Below are 17,301 nucleotides of genomic sequence, written 5' to 3' on the forward strand. Positions count from 1 at the left end.
ATCTCAGTCGCACCAAAGATCCACTGTGGGAGCGAGCCTGCTCGCGATGAACGATAACGCGGTCTCAGGCCTTAATGGCCATTGGCGGAATGCGCACCCGCATGACCAGCGCCCTGCCCTACACCTTTTCCGGCATCACCTTTTCTGCCGCCCTCTGCATCGTGGCTGGCTTTATCCGCTTCAGACTTGGCTTTCTCGGCCTCTTTGCCCAACTGATCGACGGTCGCCAGGTTGCTTTTGCGCACACTCTCGACAAAACCCTGGAACGGCAAATCGGTAATGCCCACGAGCCCGAAGTGGCCGTTCTCGCCATCCAGCAGGCGCCCGGTCACCGGTTGATCGAGGTACTGGAACCAGTGCACGCCGACAATCGACGGCTCGCTAAGCGCCTGTTTAAGGAAGTTTGCGTAGGCGGGGCCACGGTCTTCTTCCCTGGCCAGTTGCGTCACGCCACCCCAGAACGGGCCGCGATCTGCGGATCCGAAGTTGAACTCGGTGATCAGCACCGGTTTATCCAGACTGCGCAGCGTGGCGAAGTCATAGCCGTCCTGCGGCTGCAGGGTATACATGTTGAAGCTCAGCACGTCGCAATACTGGGCGCAGGACGCTACGGCTTCGGGGGTGCTGATGGCGAAGCGACCACCCAGCAACAACTGATTCGGCGCGTGCCACTTCAGTGAATCAGAGATGGTCTTGAAATAGGTGTCGGCAAAGACTTTCTGGAAATATTTGAAGTCGGCTTCGATTTCCGGGTGTTCAGCGCTTGGCAGCGGCGGCACGAAGCCCGGGTCTTCCATCAATTCCCAGGCCGGCAGGTCAATGCCCCAGGCTTTCGACAGACCGGCCTGATTGCGATACTTGTCGCGCAATTGCTTTAGGAACGCGCGTTTGGCCGGCACGTCGGTGGTCATTTTCAAGGTGCCGTAGGCCAAGGCGTAGCGGGCTTTCGGGTCGTCGCCGGGACCGGCCCAGGCCAGTTCGTTATCAGCGAAGTAGCCGATCAGCCATGGATCGTCGCGATGGTCGCGGGCCGCGATGGCCACCGCGCGTTCTGTGGCCATGGCAAAACGCGGATCGAACGGGTCAGGCATGCCGCCCCACCAATCGGTGCCGGTGCTGATGCTGGCGTAATCGCCGACGATCGACAGCGGCAAGGTGTACGGCACGCGGTCAGCGTTGCCCAGCACCGGAGCGCTCCAGTTACCGATGGTGTTGAAGCCCCACGCTTGCAGGCGATCCAGGGTGTGGCTTGTCCAGCGCTGTTCATCAATCACCGCTGTGCAGGGCTCGGCGGGTTTCTGCTCAGCCGCTTTCGCGACGGTCGCTTCCTCTGCGCCGGCTTTGGCGGCTTCGGCAACACCGGATTCGGCCGTGGCAGGCACGACGGGTTGCTCAGCAGCTTTTTCGACCGTCGCCTCAACCGCATCGGCCTTGGCCGCTTCGGCGACACCGGCCTTGGTGTCGCTGCCCAGTGCGCAAGGGGCGCCATACAGAAGCTGCAAGTTGGCGCCATAAAAGTCGTACCAGAGACCGGCGTTATAGCCACGGCCGCGATCCGCACCATTGCCGCCGCGGTTATCCCCTTCGCCGTAGTGGTTGGGCAGGCCCGCGTCGAGTTTCGGCAGCGCTTCGAACATCCACTCGCGACCGGCAACATAGGTCTGGTTGACGTCCGGGGCAACGGTGTTGACCCCAAGCGAGTAGAACGGATGCCCTTCCGGCGTCACCAGGTACCAGCGACCGTCACGTTTCTCGGTGCGGAAAAAGCCGCTGGCCTTGAACGCCGGGCCTTTTATCCAGCCACCGAATTTATCCAGCGACAACTTCTTGCGCTCGGCCAACCAGGTTTTGATTTGTTGCTGTTCCTTGGCGGCGGCGCTTTTGAGTTGCTCTTCGCTGCTGACCTTCTCCGGCCATGTGGTTCGGGTCGATTGACCGAAAGCGTCCACCAGGCCGCCGTAAACGGCTTGGGTCACGCCCTCGCCGTCCTGCACGCCAAAGCGTTCCAGCAGGATGCTTTGGGCGACTTTCGGCTGATCCATCGACAAGGTTACCGACACCACCTGGCTGCGATTCAGCTCGCCGGCGCTGCTGGCCAGCAAGATGCGCTGACCGTCAAAATTCATCGGCATCGGCGGCCCGGCTTTCATGCCCTGGCTCAATGGAGAAGTTGGCTGCAGCGGCACCAGCAGGGTTTGCGCGGGGCCCGCCGGCAGGTCGATGCGACTGATCAGCGTCTTGCCATCGTTGCTCTGGATTTTCACGTAGAGCGTAATGGCCCAGTTCATCGCGCTCTGGATCCGTAGGCTCATCACGCCGGACTGCGACCAGTCCCAGGCCCCGGTTTGCGGAGTCAGACGCAGTGTTGGCTGGGCAACAGGATTGAACGTCACCCGGCGCAACACTTCGCCTTCGGCCGTTTGTTCGGCGTTGGATTGCGGCAGGCTGGCGTCCTCAGTTGCCACCTGGACCACGTCGGCGGGGCGCACAAAATTGAACAGCGTCTGCTGACCGGCAGGAGCCGCCAGCAAGGGCGTTGTGAACAACAGGGCAAAAACAGCAGGCAACGAACGGCGAATCATAAGAACGAAATTCTCCCTAACGACCAACAATGGCCAGTGGAAAAGCAATGGCAGAGAGATAGACAACGCGGTGGGCAAATTTGCCCACCGGTGTATCAGGAAATTTCACGTCGGAAGGGAGGTAACGCATTGAGGATCGCCTTGCCGTAGCGCTGGGTCACCAGACGCCGGTCGAGCAAGGTGATGGTGCCGCGATCTTCTTCGGTACGCAGCAAGCGACCGCAGGCCTGGACCAGTTTGAGCGAAGCATCCGGCACCGAGATTTCCATGAACGGATTGCCGCCACGGGCTTCGATCCATTCGGCCAGGGCTGCCTCGACCGGATCATCGGGCACCGAGAACGGAATCTTGGCGATCACCACGTGTTCGCAGTACGCGCCGGGCAAATCGACCCCTTCGGCGAAACTCGCCAGGCCGAACAGCACGCTGGAATCCCCGCCATCGACCCGCGCCTTGTGCTTGTTCAGGGTTTCCTGTTTCGACAGGTTGCCCTGAATGAACACTTGCTTGCGCCAGTCGCGGTCGAGGCCGTCGAACACGTCCTGCATCTGTTTGCGCGAGGAGAACAACACCAGCGTGCCGCGTGAACCTTCCACCAATTGCGGCAGATCGCGGATGATCGCCGCCGTGTGGGCCGGTGCATCACGCGGGTCGGCTTTCAGGTCCGGCACCCGCAACACACCGGCGTCGGCGTGATGGAACGGGCTCGGGACCACGGCGGTGACGGCTGTTTTCGGCAACCCCGCGCGCATGCGAAAACGGTCGAACGTGCCGAGCGCGGTCAGGGTCGCCGAGGTCACCAGCGCGCCGTAGGCCACGTTCCACAGATTGCGTCGGAGCATTTCCGCCGCGAGGATCGGGCTGGCGTTGACCTCGATGTCGAACAGCGAACCGCTTTCGGCCAGGGTCAGCCAACGGGCCATGGGCGGGTTGTCTTCCGGGTCTTCAGCGGTGAACGCGCCCCACAATTCCCAGTTGCCCGAAGAGCGCGACAACAGGCTGCCGAACAGCGGATACCACTCTTCGGCCTGGTTGCTGGCGATGCCGATGTTGACCTCGCCGTCCATGCCTTCCTTGAGCAGCTCGGTGAGCCGGGTGAACAGGTCGGTCAGGCGGGCAAAGCCCTTCTTCAACTCGATGCCCATTTCGCGCATGTGCTCGGGAATCACCCCGCCGACGAAACGATGACGCGGCCGCTCGCGACCTTCGACGTCTTCACCGGGTTTGAAATCGGCGACCTGTTCGCACGCGGTGAACATGAACTGTTGCTGCGTCTTGATCTCCCGCGCCAGTTCCGGCACCTGTTCGATCAACTTGCCCAGGTCCCCCGGCAGCGGGTGCTGGGCCAGCAGTTTGGTGAGGTTCTTGGCGGTGGTTTCCAGCCAGTCGGCAGTGGAACGCAGGCGCGTGTAGTGGGCGAAGTGGCCGATGGCCTTGTCCGGCAGGTGGTGGCCTTCGTCGAACACGTAGATAGTGTCGCGCGGATCGGGCAGCACGGCGCCGCCGCCGAGGGCCAGGTCAGCCAGGACCATGTCGTGGTTGGTGACGATCACGTCGACCTTGCCCATGCCCTCGCGGGCCTTGTAGAAGGCGCACTGGCCGAAGTTCGGGCAGTGGCGGTTGGTGCACTGGCTGTGATCGGTGGTCAGGCGCGCCCAATCGGCGTCTTCCAGGGCGGTGGACCAACTGTCGCGGTCGCCGTCCCACTTATTGCCGGCGAGTTTCTCGATCATGCTGGTGAACAGCTTCTGACTGGCCTCATCGACTTCGATCTTGAAGCCTTCTTCTTCGAACAGCTGCGCCGTGGCGGTCTGCGCCTGGCCTTCCTGCAACAACATGTCGAGCTTGGACAGGCACATGTAGCGCCCCCGGCCCTTGGCCAGGGCGAAGCTGAAATTCAGCCCGCTGTTGCGCATCAGGTCGGGCAGGTCCTTGTAGACGATCTGCTCTTGCAGGGCCACGGTGGCCGTGGCGATCACCAGGCGTTTGCCGGCGGCCTTGGCGGTGGGAATGGCCGCCAGGCTGTAGGCCACGGTTTTACCAGTACCGGTGCCGGCTTCCACCGCGACAATCGCGGGGTCGCCACTGCGCCGGCCTTCGTCGTCGGTGTCGATGTCACCGAGGACCTTGGCAATTTCGGCGATCATCAGGCGTTGGCCGTAGCGCGGTTTGAGGCTCTTGGCTTCGAGAAAACGCGAGTAGGCGCCCTGGATCGTGGTTTTGAGTTCGGTGCTGATCATGGATTGTCGGGCGCAAAAAACGCTGGATAAATTTTCAGTGGTTCGGATCGGCCGCTATCATACCCCGCTAATTAATCCCGCGCAGAACGGAGTACCTCAATGACACCTTTTGGCATCGTTTACACCCTGCATGTCCTGTCGGCCCTGGTGTGGGTCGGCGGCATGTTTTTCGCCTGGATGGTCTTGCGCCCTGCGGCGATGAAGGCTCTGGAAGGCCCTGCCCGGCTGAAGCTGTGGGTAGAAGTGTTTCAAGGTTTCTTCCGCTGGGTCTGGGTGGCGGTGGTGCTTTTGCCGATCAGCGGCGTGGGCATGATTCACCTGCAATACACCGGCTTTGAGGCTGCACCGCGTTATGTGCAAATCATGATGGGGTTGTACGTGGTGATGACCGCGCTGTTTATCCGGATTCAGGCGTTGTTGTTACCGGAACTGCGCACGGCAGTGGCGGCGCAGGATTGGCCGACGGGGGCTGCGGTGCTTGGAAGGATTCGCCAGTTGGTGGGGGTTAATCTGATTGTCGGGTTGGTGCTGGTGGCGATCGCTGCGGCGCGGCCGATGTTTTAAATGCCAAAAGCTTCGCGAGCAGGCTCGCACACAAGGACCACACTATCCATTGTGGGAGCGAGCCTGCTCGCGAAGGCGATCGATCAGACGACAAACATTTCCGAGATCACTTACAACCGCTGGACAGTCACCGAACCCACCGCACCCGCAGGCCCCGGTTGGCCGTCAGCGCCAGGACGACCGCTCTTGCCGCCATCGGCCTTGTACACGAAGCAGCCCTTGGCCTTGCCACCCGCCCCCGGCTTGCCGCCAGGACCGGCCAAACCACCCGCGCCGCCAGCGACCTGAACCTTGATCTGTTCTGCCGGGTAATCACGCGGCACTTCCAGTCGAACCAGCGCACCGGGTGCACCCGGTTGACCGTCGCTGCCATCACTGCCATCGGCGCCGCGACCGGCCTGGCCCCAGGTGCAACCCGGTGCCTGACCGTTGGCACCATCAAGACCGACAAACCCCGGCGCGCCCGCGCCGCCACGAGCGTCTACCGACAATTGCGGCGCGTTCAGGGCCTTGATCTGCAAATTCAGATTGCGCCCGGAGCGGGCAGCCTTGAGGTACGTCCCCGGCGCACCGCGAGCGGTGATCTGGCTGCCTTCGGACAACTCGGCACGACTGACCTTCAGCGCCAGCGCCTGTTCGCTGGGCACGATGGCGATCCGCGCTTCACGGCCCAGGCGCAATTCGCCGACGGTGACTTCGGTCACGTTCGAGGGAATCAGCAACGTGCCGTAATCGGCGACTTCCAGGCGTTCCAGCTGCAAGGTGCTGGCGGTGTTGGGCAGGCGCATCAGCGAGTTGGTTTCGACGCTCACCACCTGAGCGCAAGCCAGTGGGCTGATGAATGCAGCGAGCAGACAGAGTTTACGCATGGGAAGCCTTAGGTGCGATGGGAGCTGGAATGGTTTGCAGGTGGAAAACGCCGAAAAAGAGGATCTTCAGGCGATCACGCCAAGGGTGGGCGCGCCCTCTGAGGCTGCGATAGCAGAACACCGCCTCCAGAAGATGAAGGCCTGCCAGCAGGCTGCCAGACAGATTGACCAAGAGATCCAGCGGATGAACAAACGGCATGAGCTGATTGGCCAGCACCACCAGCCAGAACAGCAGGGTCAATAGCTTCCCCAGCCCCCAAAACACCTTCATACGCTCCCCCGATGAGAATTATTCTTTAGCGCACAGTAACGGCTTCCACGCGGGATAAGCCAGAGGGCAACCGAAAATTCTTCATGAAGATTGCCGAAAGGCCGTCGGAACGATGCTGATCATCGACCGACGGCTCTATTACGCGGCTCAGCGATTGATATGTAACTCCACACGACGGTTTTGCGCGCGTCCTGCGTCTGTTTCGTTATCGGCGACAGGCTGGCTTTCACCCCGGCCTTCACTGGTGAGTTTGTTCGGTGCCAGGCCCCGGCTCAACAGGTAGGCCGCCACACTGCTGGCACGACGTTCCGACAGTGCCTGGTTATAGGCGTCCGAACCTTTGCTGTCGGTATGACCGATCACCTTGATGCTCACCACATCGGCGCCTTGCAGTTTGGGCATCAGCGAATCGAGCTGACTTTGCGCGGCGGGGGTCAGGTCCGACTTGTCGAAGGCGAACAGCACATCGCCAGCGTCGCTCAGCGTGATGACTTCCGATTGCGCAGGTTCAGGTTTCACGCTGGCCGGGTACTGCGGCAGCGGACAACCATGATGCTCGACGGGCGTATTGGCGGGCGTATCAGGGCAGCGATCACGTCGATCGAAGACGCCATCGTCATCTTCGTCGCCATCCTGGGCGTAGCAGACCAAGCCACCGGTCAAGATACCAAGCGCCGCTCCACCGGCCGCCCAACCGCTACTCTGGAGAGCGCCCAGACCGCCACCAACCAAGCCGCCGATGATGCTGCAAATCGGCCAGGTTCGTTGATTCAAGGGGGCGGTGCCATCGCTGTGAGTAGCGCAACCGGTCAACACACTGCCAAGCAGCAGAACCGGCAAGACGGTCCTTGTGAGAACGCTCATGGTGAAAGCTCCTGTGTTACCGGCCAATGCCGGTTACACAGGAGTAAAGACCCGCTTCCGCGACTGCACAAGCCGCGGAGCGCAAGGGGCCTAGCGGTTGATTTTGATTTCCGTGCGACGGTTCAACGCACGGCCGTCAGCGGTTTTGTTATCGGCAACCGGCTGACTTTCACCGGCACCGGAGACAGATACAAAGCTGCTGCGTGGCACGCCACTCTGGACGAGGTAGTCCACTACCGAGTGAGCGCGACGATCCGACAGTTTCTGGTTGTAGGCATCACTGCCCACGCTGTCGGTATGACCGGTCACGGTCAATTGAGCAGTGGTAGATTCCTGCTTCAGGCGAGTAGCGATTGTGTTGAGTACATTTTTGTCGGAAGGGGTGAGTGTGGCTTTGTCGAACTGGAAGTGAACATCGCGGATGACGATGACTTCTTCCTTGACGACCACGGCCTCTTCGACCACTGGCGCAGGCACCGGTGGCGGGCAACCGTCGGCATCGACCTTCACGCCTCTAGGCGTGCCCGGGCACTTGTCGCGACTGTCCGGCACGCCATCGCCGTCTTCGTCGCCATCACCGTGCACCCAGCACCAGGCCGCTGCCGTACCGCCGACCAGCAGCGCGCCATACCCCGCCCATGCCGAGCTTTCAGTCGCACCGAGACCCGCACCCACGACACCACCGACTGCCGCACAGGTCGGCCAGTCGGTTTTCTGCAAACCTGCGCAACCAGTCAACACACTGGTTAGCAGAACCAAGGGTAATGCTGTCCGAACTATGCTCATCTAGTTTTCTCCTGAGGGATCGGCTTAGAACCGATTCAGGGAGTAAAGACCCGAGTTTTAATCTCCGCCAACAATAGGCCAGTGCTGTTTTGTCCCGTGTTCACGGCCGATCGACGCTTTTGGGGTTATCCGGCTCTATATCTGGACCTTGGGGCAGGCTAGTCTTGGCGCTCTGATTGAGGATCTTCGATGATTGCAGGTATTTCTTCGCGCACGCCCCAACAGGCGCTGGCCGCTTTGCTTGATCGTTACGCCCCGGCGCGTCTGTTGCTGATTGGCGCCAGCGAGTTCCCCGCGCTTGAGGCTTTCAAGCTCGCCCACCCGGACACCTGTGTCGCCCATGCGGCGCCCGGGCCATTGCCGGCCGAACTGGCGCTGCGAAGGTTTGATCTGGCGCTGGTGGTTGATTGCCTTGAGCACTTGCCCAAACGCGATGGCCTGAACTTGCTGGGCGGGATCCGCAACCTCAATGCCAGTCGCATCGCGGTGCTGGCAGACTTGCCGGCCAGCGGCTGGCAGGAGACCGACTTTTTCTCCCTGGCCCTGCAAGCCAGCGAACGCTTCCAGCGCGACGATCAGGTGCTGACGCTGTTCACCTATGATCTGCTTGACTACAAACAAGTACCTGACTGGCTCAACTCGCGGTTCTGGGCCAATCCGGAAAACTTCGGGAAATATTGGTGGTAACGCAATGAGTACATCCATTTGCCCTTGCGGCAGCGGCACCCTGCTCGACGCCTGCTGCGGTCATTACCATGCCGGCCATCCGGCCCCCTGCGCCGAAGCCTTGATGCGGTCGCGCTACAGCGCCTACGTGCTGGGCCTGATCGACTATCTGGTGGCGACCACCCTGCCCGCGCAACAGTCCGGCCTGGATCGTCAGTCCATCAGCGACTGGAGCGCGCAAAGCACCTGGCTGGGCCTTGAAGTAGAAAGCTCCGAGGTCTTCGGCGGTCAGCCGGAACACGCGTTCGTCACCTTCACCGCGCGCTGGCATGACGGCAGCGGTGAACACAGCCACCGCGAACGCTCGTCGTTCGTGCAGAACGCCGGCCACTGGTACTTCATCGACCCCACCGTGCCACTCAAGGCCGGACGCAACGACGCCTGCCCGTGCGCCAGTGGGCAGAAGTTCAAGAAGTGTTGTGCAGGTTATTTCAGCACTTGAGGTAACCCCAAAAGATCGCAGCCTTCGACAGCGCCTACACGGGATCGACGCACCTGCGTAGGCACTGCCGAAGGCTGCGATCTTTTGGGACTAGACTGGGGTTCAAGGGAGACACTCAACCATGACCACCCGGCGCCCTGCCCTTTTTCTGTTCACCCTGATCCTGTTTCTTGGGCTCGGCGGCTGTGTGTCATGGTTCCGCGACGATGCGCCGGAGCGGGAGCCGCAGGTGCATCTGGTGAAGGTCGAAGTGGTCCGGGCCAATTTGATGGAACAACGCTTCCTGCTGCACTTTCGCGTCGATAATCCCCATGACAGCGACCTGACGGTGCGGGGCATCGAGTACCGGATTCACCTGGGCAACATACTGTTGACTGAAGGCGAGCACGAGCATTGGTTCACGGTAGGCCCCAAACGCAGTGGCACCTTCAAAGTCCCGATCCGCACCTACCTGTGGCCCAAGGTGAAGGACCTGGTGAAACTGCTGAAAAACCCCGATCAGCCCATCCCCTATCGTCTGGAAGGTGAACTGGAAACCGGTTTATTCATCGCGCACTACGTGCACCTGGCGCGTAATGGCGTGATAATCCCCGCCGATTTAATTCCGGAGCAAAACCGATGAACCAGCAACCCCATGTCCATGGCCCTGACTGCAACCACGATCATGACCATCACGACCACCATGATCACCATGATCACGACCATGGCCATGTCCACGGCCCGAACTGCGGCCACGCCCACCAGGAACCGGTGCGCAATGCCCTGAAAGACGTCGGCCGTAACGACCCTTGCCCTTGCGGCAACGGCAAGAAATTCAAGAAGTGCCACGGCGCTTGATGCTTCGGGCGAATGTCTTCTTCGCCTGTTGAATCGCTATCGCGAGCAGGCTCGCTCCCACATTGGTTCGGTGAACGACATGACCCCCTGTGGGAGCGAGCCTGCTCGCGATGCCAGACTTACAATCACCATCAAGTCAGGATCTGCACGGTACTCACTACAGTCGCATATTCGCCATGCAGGTTACCCAATGACATCGCATGCACTTCCTCGGCTGAATGCGGGTTGCCGAAATAGTCGGCCTTATCGAACGTAAAGCACGCATCCTCCGCCACCCACGCCTCAAACCCCAGATTACCGGCCGTTCGCGCCGTGGACTCCACCGAGTTGTGGGTCGCGACACCCACGATGATCAACTGATCGATCCCCGCCGCGCGCAAGCTCGCCTCCAGCCCTGTCGCACAAAACGCATCCGGCACCTGTTTCTGAATCAGCCGTTCGCCGACCAATGGCTGAAACCGCTCCTGAATCTCCACCCCCGACTGCTGCGGCCAGAACACTGAATCCGATGAACGGGACAGGTGCTGCACATGAATCACCGGCCGGCCGGTCTGCCGCCAATGGCCCAATAACGCCAGCATCCGCTCCTCAGCCTGAGGATTATTTCGGCGACCGAGCCGGGGATGCAAAATGCCTTTTTGTTGATCGATGATAATCAGCGCCGCGTTTGCTTTTAGCTCCATGCTGACTTTTCTCATGCCGGGTCATTGAATTTCACGCACTTCAGCATCACCTCCTCTTACAGGCAAGCTATCGAACGCAAACAGGACGACCTGATGCCGGCGTTTGCTGTGCGCAAGTAACGACATCTCTTGATTTGGAGTACTCCATGATCGACCTGTATTACTGGACCACCCCCAACGGCCACAAAATTTCGATATTCCTTGAAGAAGCCGGCCTGCCGTACAACGTGTACCCGATCAACATCAGCCAGAACGAGCAGTTCCAGCCTCACTTTCTGAAAATCTCCCCAAACAACAGGATCCCGGCCATCGTCGATCATGAGCCAGCCGATGGCGGCGAGCCGTTATCAGTGTTCGAGTCCGGGGCGATTTTGCTGTACCTGGCGGAGAAAACCGGCAAGTTCCTGCCCAAAGACCTGCGCGGTCGTCAGCAAGCGCTGCAGTGGTTGTTCTGGCAGATGGGCGGCCTGGGGCCGATGGCCGGGCAAAATCATCACTTCAGCCAGTTCGCCCCGGAGAAAATTCCTTACGCGATCAAGCGCTACATCGATGAAACCGCCCGCCTCTACGGCGTACTCGACAAGCAGCTGGCGAACAATGACTTCGTCGCGGGCAGCGAATACAGCATTGCCGACATGGCGATCTATCCGTGGATCGTTTCCCACAAGTGGCAGAGCCAGAACCTGGAAGACTTCCCTAACGTGCTGCGCTGGTTCAACCACATCCAGAACCGCCCGGCGACGGTGAAAGCGTATGCGTTGGTGACCAGGATCAACCCGCCGAAGTCGTAATTCAAGATCAAAAGATCGCAGCCTTCGGCAGCGCCTACAGGATGCATGCAGAACCCATGCAGGAGCTGCCGAAGGCTGCGATCTTTTGCGTTTGGCAGACAAATCCTGAAATAACCCTATACCCCGCTTGCGCGCCCACCTCCTGCTCTCTAACGTAGCGGCTTTATTGCGCCTCTACCCCCGCAGGAGCTTCGCCATGGCCTCGCCAGCCCTTACACATTTTCTTCCCCGGTTCGGCGTTGCCGCTGCAGTGGCCGGTGTTTTGAGCCTGACCGGTTGTCAGACCTGGAACACCCAGGACACCCTCCCGCCGACCTCCGGTGTGCAGCCACTCAAAGGCCTGGCGCAGAACGTTTCGGTGCGCCGCAATGCCATGGGCATGCCGCTGATCGAAAGCAACAGCTTCCACGACGCGCTGTTCACCCTCGGCTACGTGCACGCCAGCGACCGCATCACCCAGATGGTCACCCTGCGGTTGCTGGCCCAGGGCCGCTTGGCAGAGATGTCCGGTTCGGAGCTGCTGGACGCCGACCGCTACATGCGCGCGGTCAACCTGAAAAAAAGTGCAGGCGAGCTGTATAAAGCCTCTTCGCCGCGCCTCAAGCGCTTCTTCGAAGTCTATGCCCGCGGCGTCAACGCCTACCTCTTCCGCTACCGCGACAAGCTGCCAGCGGACCTCGCCGCCACCGGCTACAAGCCTGAATACTGGCAACCGGAAGATTCGGCGCTGATTTTCTGCCTGCTGAACTTCAGCCAATCGGCCAACCTGCCGGAAGAAATTTCCTCGCTGGTGCTGGCGCAATCGGTCACGACCGACAAGCTCGCATGGCTGACGCCGTCCGCCCCCGACGAAAAACTGCCGGTGGCCGAAGCGGAGAAACTTCAGGGCATCAAGCTCAACGGGCAGATCCCGGGCCTGGCTGAAATCAGCAAAGCCACTGGCCAGCTGTCCGACCTGAATCTGCTGGGCGCCACGTCATCGAACAACTGGGCGATCGCGCCGCAACGCAGTCGCAGCGGTAAAAGCCTGCTGGCCAGCGACAGCCATGGGCCGCTGGGCGTGCCGTCGTTGTTCAGTTACGTGCAGATTCGCGCACCGAAATACCAGGCTTCCGGCGTGACCATTGCCGGGCTACCGATGGTGCTCGGCGGTTTCAACGGCAAAGTGGCGTGGAGCATGACCTCGGTCATGGGCGATAACCAGGACCTGTTCCTGGAAAAAATCAAACGCCAGGGCAACGGTCTTTCCTACGAAGTCGGCGGCAAATGGCAGCCGGCTATCGTTCGCAACGAAACCTATTTCGTCAAAGGCCAGCGGCCGATTCGCGAAGCGGTATACGAAACCCGCCACGGGCCGCTGCTCAACAGTGCCCAAGGCACCGCGCTGGGCAACGGCTTTGGTCTGGCGCTGCAGACGCCGAACTTCACCGACGACAAGACCCTGGATGCGTTTTTCGACCTGTCCCGCGCGCAGAACGTCGAGAAAGCCTCGGATGCCAGCCGCGAAATCCGCGCCATTACGCTGAACCTGGTGTATGCCGACGCCAGCAACATTGGCTGGCAAGTCACCGGGCGCTACCCGAACCGTCGCGAAGGCGAAGGCCTGCTGCCATCGCCGGGCTGGGAAGGTCGTTACGATTGGGACGGTTATGCCGACCCGATGCTGCACCCCTACGACCAGGATCCGGCCCAAGGCTGGCTCGGCACCGCCAACCAGCGGGTCATTCCCCACGGCTACGGCATGCAGTTGTCCAATTCCTGGTCGGCGCCCGAGCGTGGCGAACGCATGGCCGAACTGGCCGGCGTGGGCAAACACGACCCGCGCAGTCTGATCGCCATGCAATACGACCAGACCACCACGTTCGCCGCCAAACTGAAGAAGATGTTTGAAGCACCGGGCATGTCCCAGCCGCTCAAACAGGCTATAGAAGCGCTGCCAGTCACCGATCGCGCCAAGGCTCGCGAGGCCTATACCCGGTTGATGGCGTTCGATGGCAAGCTCAGCCCGAGCTCCGCCGATGCGGCGATTTACGAGCTGTTCCTTCAGCAAAGTACCCAGCAGATTTTCCTCGACGAACTGGGCCCGGAAAGCAGCCCGGCGTGGAAAGCGTTTATCGCCAACGGCAAGTTGTCCTACGCAGCTCAAGCCGATCACCTGCTGGGCCGTGAGGACAGCCCGTTCTGGGATGACGTTCGTACACCGCAGAAAGAAGACAAACCGGCGATTCTCGCGCGCAGTCTGGCGGCGGCGATCAGCGCGGGCGACAGTCAGCTGGGTGGCGATCACAAAGCCTGGCAGTGGGGCAAATTGCACCGCTATGAATGGAAGAATGCCAGTGGCCAGACCGTGCGCGGTCCATTGGCTGCCGGCGGCGATCACACCACGCTCAATACCGCCGCGTTTGCCTGGGGCCAGGACTTCAACACCACGCTGGCGCCGGCCATGCGCTTCATCGTCGACTTCGGCCAGGCCGAACCGCTGATGGGCCAGAACGGCACAGGCCAGTCCGGCAACCCGGCGAGCCCGAACTATCTGGACAGCATCGATCCGTGGCTCAAGGGGCAATACATGAGTTTGCCGATGCAGCCGCAGAACTTTGACAAGGTGTACGGCAACAAGCGGTTGACGCTGACACCTGGCAAGTAACCCCGTCCAGTGTGGGAGCGAGCCTGCTCGCGATGAGGCCGTGACAGCCGCCATTGATGGTGACTGACACACCGCTATCGCGAGCAGGCTTGCTCCCACACCGGAATGTCATTGGCCCGATAAAACTCGATAGAACTTCTGACCTCGCACAAACCTCATAGCTAACAAGTCTCTCCATTTTGGTAACAAACATGGACCTTGTTATCGCTCGTCCCGAAGGTTTGTATTGCCCGGCCGGGGATTTCTATATTGACCCGTGGCACCCGGTCGAACGCTCGGTCATCACTCACGCCCACAGCGACCATGCGCGCACCGGCAACCGGCACTATCTGGCCGCTACGCCCGGCGAAGGCATCCTGCGCGCGTGCCTGGGTGCCGACATCAATCTGCAAACCCTGCCTTACGGTCAACCTTTGACTCACCAAGGCGTGACCCTGAGTTTCCATCCCTCAGGGCATGTGCTCGGCTCAGCCCAGGTGCGCCTGGAATATGGCGGCGAAGTCTGGGTCGCCTCGGGGGACTACAAGGTCGAGCCCGACGGCACCTGCACGCCCTTCGAACCGGTACGCTGCCACACGTTCATCACCGAATCGACGTTTGGTCTGCCGATCTATCGCTGGCAGCCCCAGGCGCACGTCTTTGCCGAGATCAACCAATGGTGGCAAGCCAATGCTACCGCCGACAAGGCCAGCGTGTTGTTCTGCTACTCCTTCGGCAAGGCGCAGCGAATTCTCCATGGCATCGACGCCAACCTCGGCCCCATTCTGGTGCATGGCGCGGTGGAACCATTGAACCGGATTTATCGCCAGGGCGGTGTTTATCTACCGCCAACGATCCATGCCGGTGAGGTCAAAAAGAACGACCCGATGATACGCAAGGCCCTGATCCTTGCCCCGCCTTCGGCCGGCGGCAGCACCTGGATGCGCCGGTTCGGCGATTACAGCGATGGCTTCGCCAGCGGGTGGATGCGCTTGCGCGGCACACGTCGGCGGCGCGGCGTGGACCGCGGTTTCGTACTGTCCGACCACGCCGACTGGCCCGGCCTGCTATGGGCCATCGAGCAAACCGGTGCCGAGCGCGTCATGGTCACCCACGGTTCGGTCGGCGTCCTTGTCCGCCATCTGCGCGAGCAAGGGCACGACGCCCAACGTTTCAACACCGAGTACGGGGACGATGAGGAAGACAACGCAGCCATCGAACCCGAGCGCGCCGAGGTGCTGCCATGAAGGCCTTCGCCGAGTTATACGCCGAGCTCGATGCCACCACATCGAGCAACGCCAAACTGGCGGCGATGCAACACTACTTCGCTCAGGCCGCGCCGGAAGATGCGGCGTGGGCGGTGTACTTTTTGTCCGGTGGACGCCCCAGGCAATTGGTGCCGGTGCGCATCCTGCGCGAGCTCGCCGTGGAGGTTTCCGGGCTGTCGCCATGGCTGTTCGAAGAGAGCTATCAGGCGGTGGGCGATCTGGCGGAAACCATTTCGCTGGTCCTGCCCGAAGCGCTCCATAGCTCCGACGACGGACTGGCGGCGTGGATCGAAGACAAACTGCTGCCGCTGCGCGGTGCCACCCCTGAACGGCTCGCCGAACGACTACCGAAGCTCTGGTCGCAACTGGACCGCCATAGCTTGATGCTCTGCATCAAACTGATCACCGGCAGCTTCCGCGTCGGCGTCTCCAAATTGCTGGTGACCCGTGCCCTGGCGTCCATGGCTCACCTGGACAGCAAGCGCGTGGCCCAGCGGCTGGTGGGTTACACCGATCTGTCCAACCGCCCGAGCGCGGCCTGCTATCTGAAGCTGATTGCCGCCGAATCTGGCGACGAACATGCGCAACGGGGTGGTCAGCCGTATCCGTTTTTCCTCGCCCACGCGCTGTCGCAACCGGTCGAGCAATTCGAAGCGCTGCTCGGTCCGACGAGCCACTGGCAAGTGGAATGGAAGTGGGACGGCATCCGGGCCCAGGTGATCAAGCGTGACGGGCGTCTGTGGGTCTGGTCACGAGGCGAAGAACTGGTAACCGAGCGTTTCCCCGAACTCGACAGCCTGATTCACTGCCTGCCCGACGGCACGGTGATCGACGGTGAGATCGTCGCCTGGAAAGCCGCCCGCCCAGACACCGAGGACGCCTTCGATCCGCAATCGCCCGTCTCACCGTCAGTAAAACCTTTCGCCCTGCTGCAACAGCGAATCGGTCGTAAAACCCTCGACAAGAAGGTCCTCGATGAGGTGCCGGTGGTCGTGCTCGCCTATGACTTGCTGGAATGGCAGGGCGAAGACTGGCGCAACCAGCTTCAGGCCAAGCGACGTACTCAGCTGGAGCAAGTCATCGCCCATTGCAACAACCCGGTGTTACTGCCCTCCCCGGTGCTGACGGGCGAAGACTGGTTTGACCTCGCCCGGCAACGGGAAGCCTCTCGCCGCCTGGGTGTCGAAGGCATGATGCTCAAGGCCCGCGACGCGCTGTATGGCGTCGGGCGGACCAAGGACATGGGCGTCTGGTGGAAGTGGAAGGTCGACCCGTTCAGCATCGACGCCGTGTTGATCTATGCCCAGCAAGGCCACGGTCGCCGGGCCAGTCTCTACAGCGATTACACCTTCGCCGTGTGGGACGGCCCGTCCGACGCCAGCGAACGGACGCTGGTGCCGTTTGCCAAGGCCTATTCCGGGCTCACTGATGAAGAAATGCGTCAGGTCGACAGCATCGTGCGCAAGACTACGGTGGAGAAATTCGGACCAGTGAGCAGTGTGAAACCGAGTCTGGTATTTGAATTGGGGTTTGAGGGGATTGCCCTGTCCAAGCGTCATAAAAGTGGCATTGCCGTGCGGTTTCCGCGGATGCTTCGGTGGCGGCAGGACAAGTCGGTCGAGGAAGCTGACAACTTAGGCACGTTGCAGGATTTGTTGGGCTAACGATCTCCTTGTGGGAGCGAGCCTGCTCGCGAAAAGCGCTACCAGAAGCATTGATATCGGCTGACACTCCCTCTTCGCGAGCAAGCTC

16 protein-coding genes are annotated in these 17,301 nt (G+C 61.0%); 9 read left to right on the forward strand and 7 right to left on the reverse strand.

Features of this window, described 5'->3' with window-relative positions; translation table 11 throughout:
* Window positions 1–71: 71 nt before the first annotated feature.
* Both ACYZUD_RS16445 and dinG read right to left on the reverse strand, forming a co-directional pair.
* A complete protein-coding gene (locus tag ACYZUD_RS16445) occupies window positions 72–2,582 on the reverse strand; it encodes a beta-galactosidase (RefSeq protein ID WP_462024934.1) in 2,511 nt (836 codons plus the stop codon).
* 95 nt (window positions 2,583–2,677) lie between these two features.
* Complete coding sequence (gene dinG, locus ACYZUD_RS16450) at window positions 2,678–4,822, reverse strand: ATP-dependent DNA helicase DinG (RefSeq protein WP_462024935.1); 2,145 nt, start codon at window positions 4,820–4,822, stop codon at window positions 2,678–2,680.
* Window positions 4,823–4,921: 99 nt separating this feature from the next.
* Here dinG and ACYZUD_RS16455 point away from each other — a divergent pair, with 99 nt between their 5' ends.
* Window positions 4,922–5,386, forward strand: coding sequence for a CopD family protein (locus ACYZUD_RS16455; RefSeq protein ID WP_462024936.1), 465 nt, complete (start codon window positions 4,922–4,924; stop codon window positions 5,384–5,386).
* A 110-nt stretch (window positions 5,387–5,496) separates the two neighbouring features.
* Here ACYZUD_RS16455 and ACYZUD_RS16460 read toward each other — a convergent pair whose 3' ends face one another.
* From ACYZUD_RS16460 to ACYZUD_RS16475, 4 genes are all read right to left on the reverse strand, one after another.
* On the reverse strand, window positions 5,497–6,255 hold the full coding sequence (locus ACYZUD_RS16460; protein WP_462024937.1) for a collagen-like triple helix repeat-containing protein: 759 nt from the start codon (window positions 6,253–6,255) through the stop codon (window positions 5,497–5,499).
* Entirely contained in the window at window positions 6,248–6,526 is a 279-nt protein-coding gene (locus ACYZUD_RS16465) for a DUF1145 domain-containing protein (protein ID WP_462024938.1), read from the reverse strand. Before ACYZUD_RS16465 ends, ACYZUD_RS16460 begins: the two co-directional genes overlap by 8 nt.
* A 147-nt stretch (window positions 6,527–6,673) precedes the next feature.
* Entirely contained in the window at window positions 6,674–7,390 is a 717-nt protein-coding gene (locus tag ACYZUD_RS16470; protein WP_462024939.1) for an OmpA family protein, read from the reverse strand.
* Between the two features lie 90 nt (window positions 7,391–7,480).
* On the reverse strand, window positions 7,481–8,176 hold the full coding sequence (locus tag ACYZUD_RS16475) for an OmpA family protein (protein ID WP_462024940.1): 696 nt from the start codon (window positions 8,174–8,176) through the stop codon (window positions 7,481–7,483).
* Window positions 8,177–8,365: 189 nt separating this feature from the next.
* Between ACYZUD_RS16475 and ACYZUD_RS16480 the strand changes: the two genes are divergently transcribed.
* The 4 genes from ACYZUD_RS16480 to ACYZUD_RS16495 all read left to right on the forward strand — a co-directional run bounded on the left by ACYZUD_RS16480 (window position 8,366) and on the right by ACYZUD_RS16495 (window position 10,181).
* Window positions 8,366–8,863 (forward strand): DUF6231 family protein, encoded by a 498-nt coding sequence (locus tag ACYZUD_RS16480; RefSeq protein ID WP_462024941.1) that lies wholly within the window; start codon window positions 8,366–8,368, stop codon window positions 8,861–8,863.
* A gap of 4 nt (window positions 8,864–8,867) precedes the next feature.
* Window positions 8,868–9,344, forward strand: a complete 477-nt coding sequence (locus tag ACYZUD_RS16485; RefSeq protein ID WP_462024942.1) for a YchJ family protein — start codon at window positions 8,868–8,870, stop codon at window positions 9,342–9,344.
* A gap of 121 nt (window positions 9,345–9,465) precedes the next feature.
* Entirely contained in the window at window positions 9,466–9,966 is a 501-nt protein-coding gene (locus ACYZUD_RS16490; RefSeq protein WP_462024943.1) for an LEA/WHy family protein, read from the forward strand.
* Window positions 9,963–10,181 carry an SEC-C metal-binding domain-containing protein gene (locus tag ACYZUD_RS16495; protein ID WP_462024944.1) on the forward strand — a complete coding sequence of 73 codons (219 nt, stop codon included), beginning with the start codon at window positions 9,963–9,965 and terminating at the stop codon, window positions 10,179–10,181. The genes ACYZUD_RS16490 and ACYZUD_RS16495 overlap by 4 nt, the downstream gene beginning before the upstream one ends.
* A gap of 131 nt (window positions 10,182–10,312) precedes the next feature.
* Here ACYZUD_RS16495 and ACYZUD_RS16500 read toward each other — a convergent pair whose 3' ends face one another.
* The gene (locus ACYZUD_RS16500; protein ID WP_462024945.1) at window positions 10,313–10,864 is read right to left on the reverse strand and encodes a cysteine hydrolase family protein; all 552 of its coding nucleotides are present in this window, start codon (window positions 10,862–10,864) and stop codon (window positions 10,313–10,315) included.
* Window positions 10,865–11,010: 146 nt separating this feature from the next.
* On the opposite strand from ACYZUD_RS16500, the gene ACYZUD_RS16505 reads away from it, so the two are divergent.
* The 4 genes from ACYZUD_RS16505 (at window position 11,011) to ACYZUD_RS16520 (ending at window position 17,213) form a co-directional block, all read left to right on the forward strand.
* Window positions 11,011–11,655, forward strand: a complete 645-nt coding sequence (locus tag ACYZUD_RS16505) for a glutathione binding-like protein (RefSeq protein WP_462024946.1) — start codon at window positions 11,011–11,013, stop codon at window positions 11,653–11,655.
* 196 nt (window positions 11,656–11,851) lie between these two features.
* Window positions 11,852–14,302: a penicillin acylase family protein gene (locus ACYZUD_RS16510; RefSeq protein WP_462024947.1), complete on the forward strand. Its 2,451-nt coding sequence runs from the start codon at window positions 11,852–11,854 to the stop codon at window positions 14,300–14,302.
* Between the two features lie 191 nt (window positions 14,303–14,493).
* Entirely contained in the window at window positions 14,494–15,528 is a 1,035-nt protein-coding gene (locus ACYZUD_RS16515) for a ligase-associated DNA damage response exonuclease (RefSeq protein ID WP_462024948.1), read from the forward strand.
* Window positions 15,525–17,213 carry an ATP-dependent DNA ligase gene (locus ACYZUD_RS16520; RefSeq protein WP_462024949.1) on the forward strand — a complete coding sequence of 563 codons (1,689 nt, stop codon included), beginning with the start codon at window positions 15,525–15,527 and terminating at the stop codon, window positions 17,211–17,213. Before ACYZUD_RS16515 ends, ACYZUD_RS16520 begins: the two co-directional genes overlap by 4 nt.
* Window positions 17,214–17,301: the final 88 nt, after the last annotated feature.

The sequence above is a fragment of the Pseudomonas sp. XS1P51 genome, assembly GCF_054897845.1.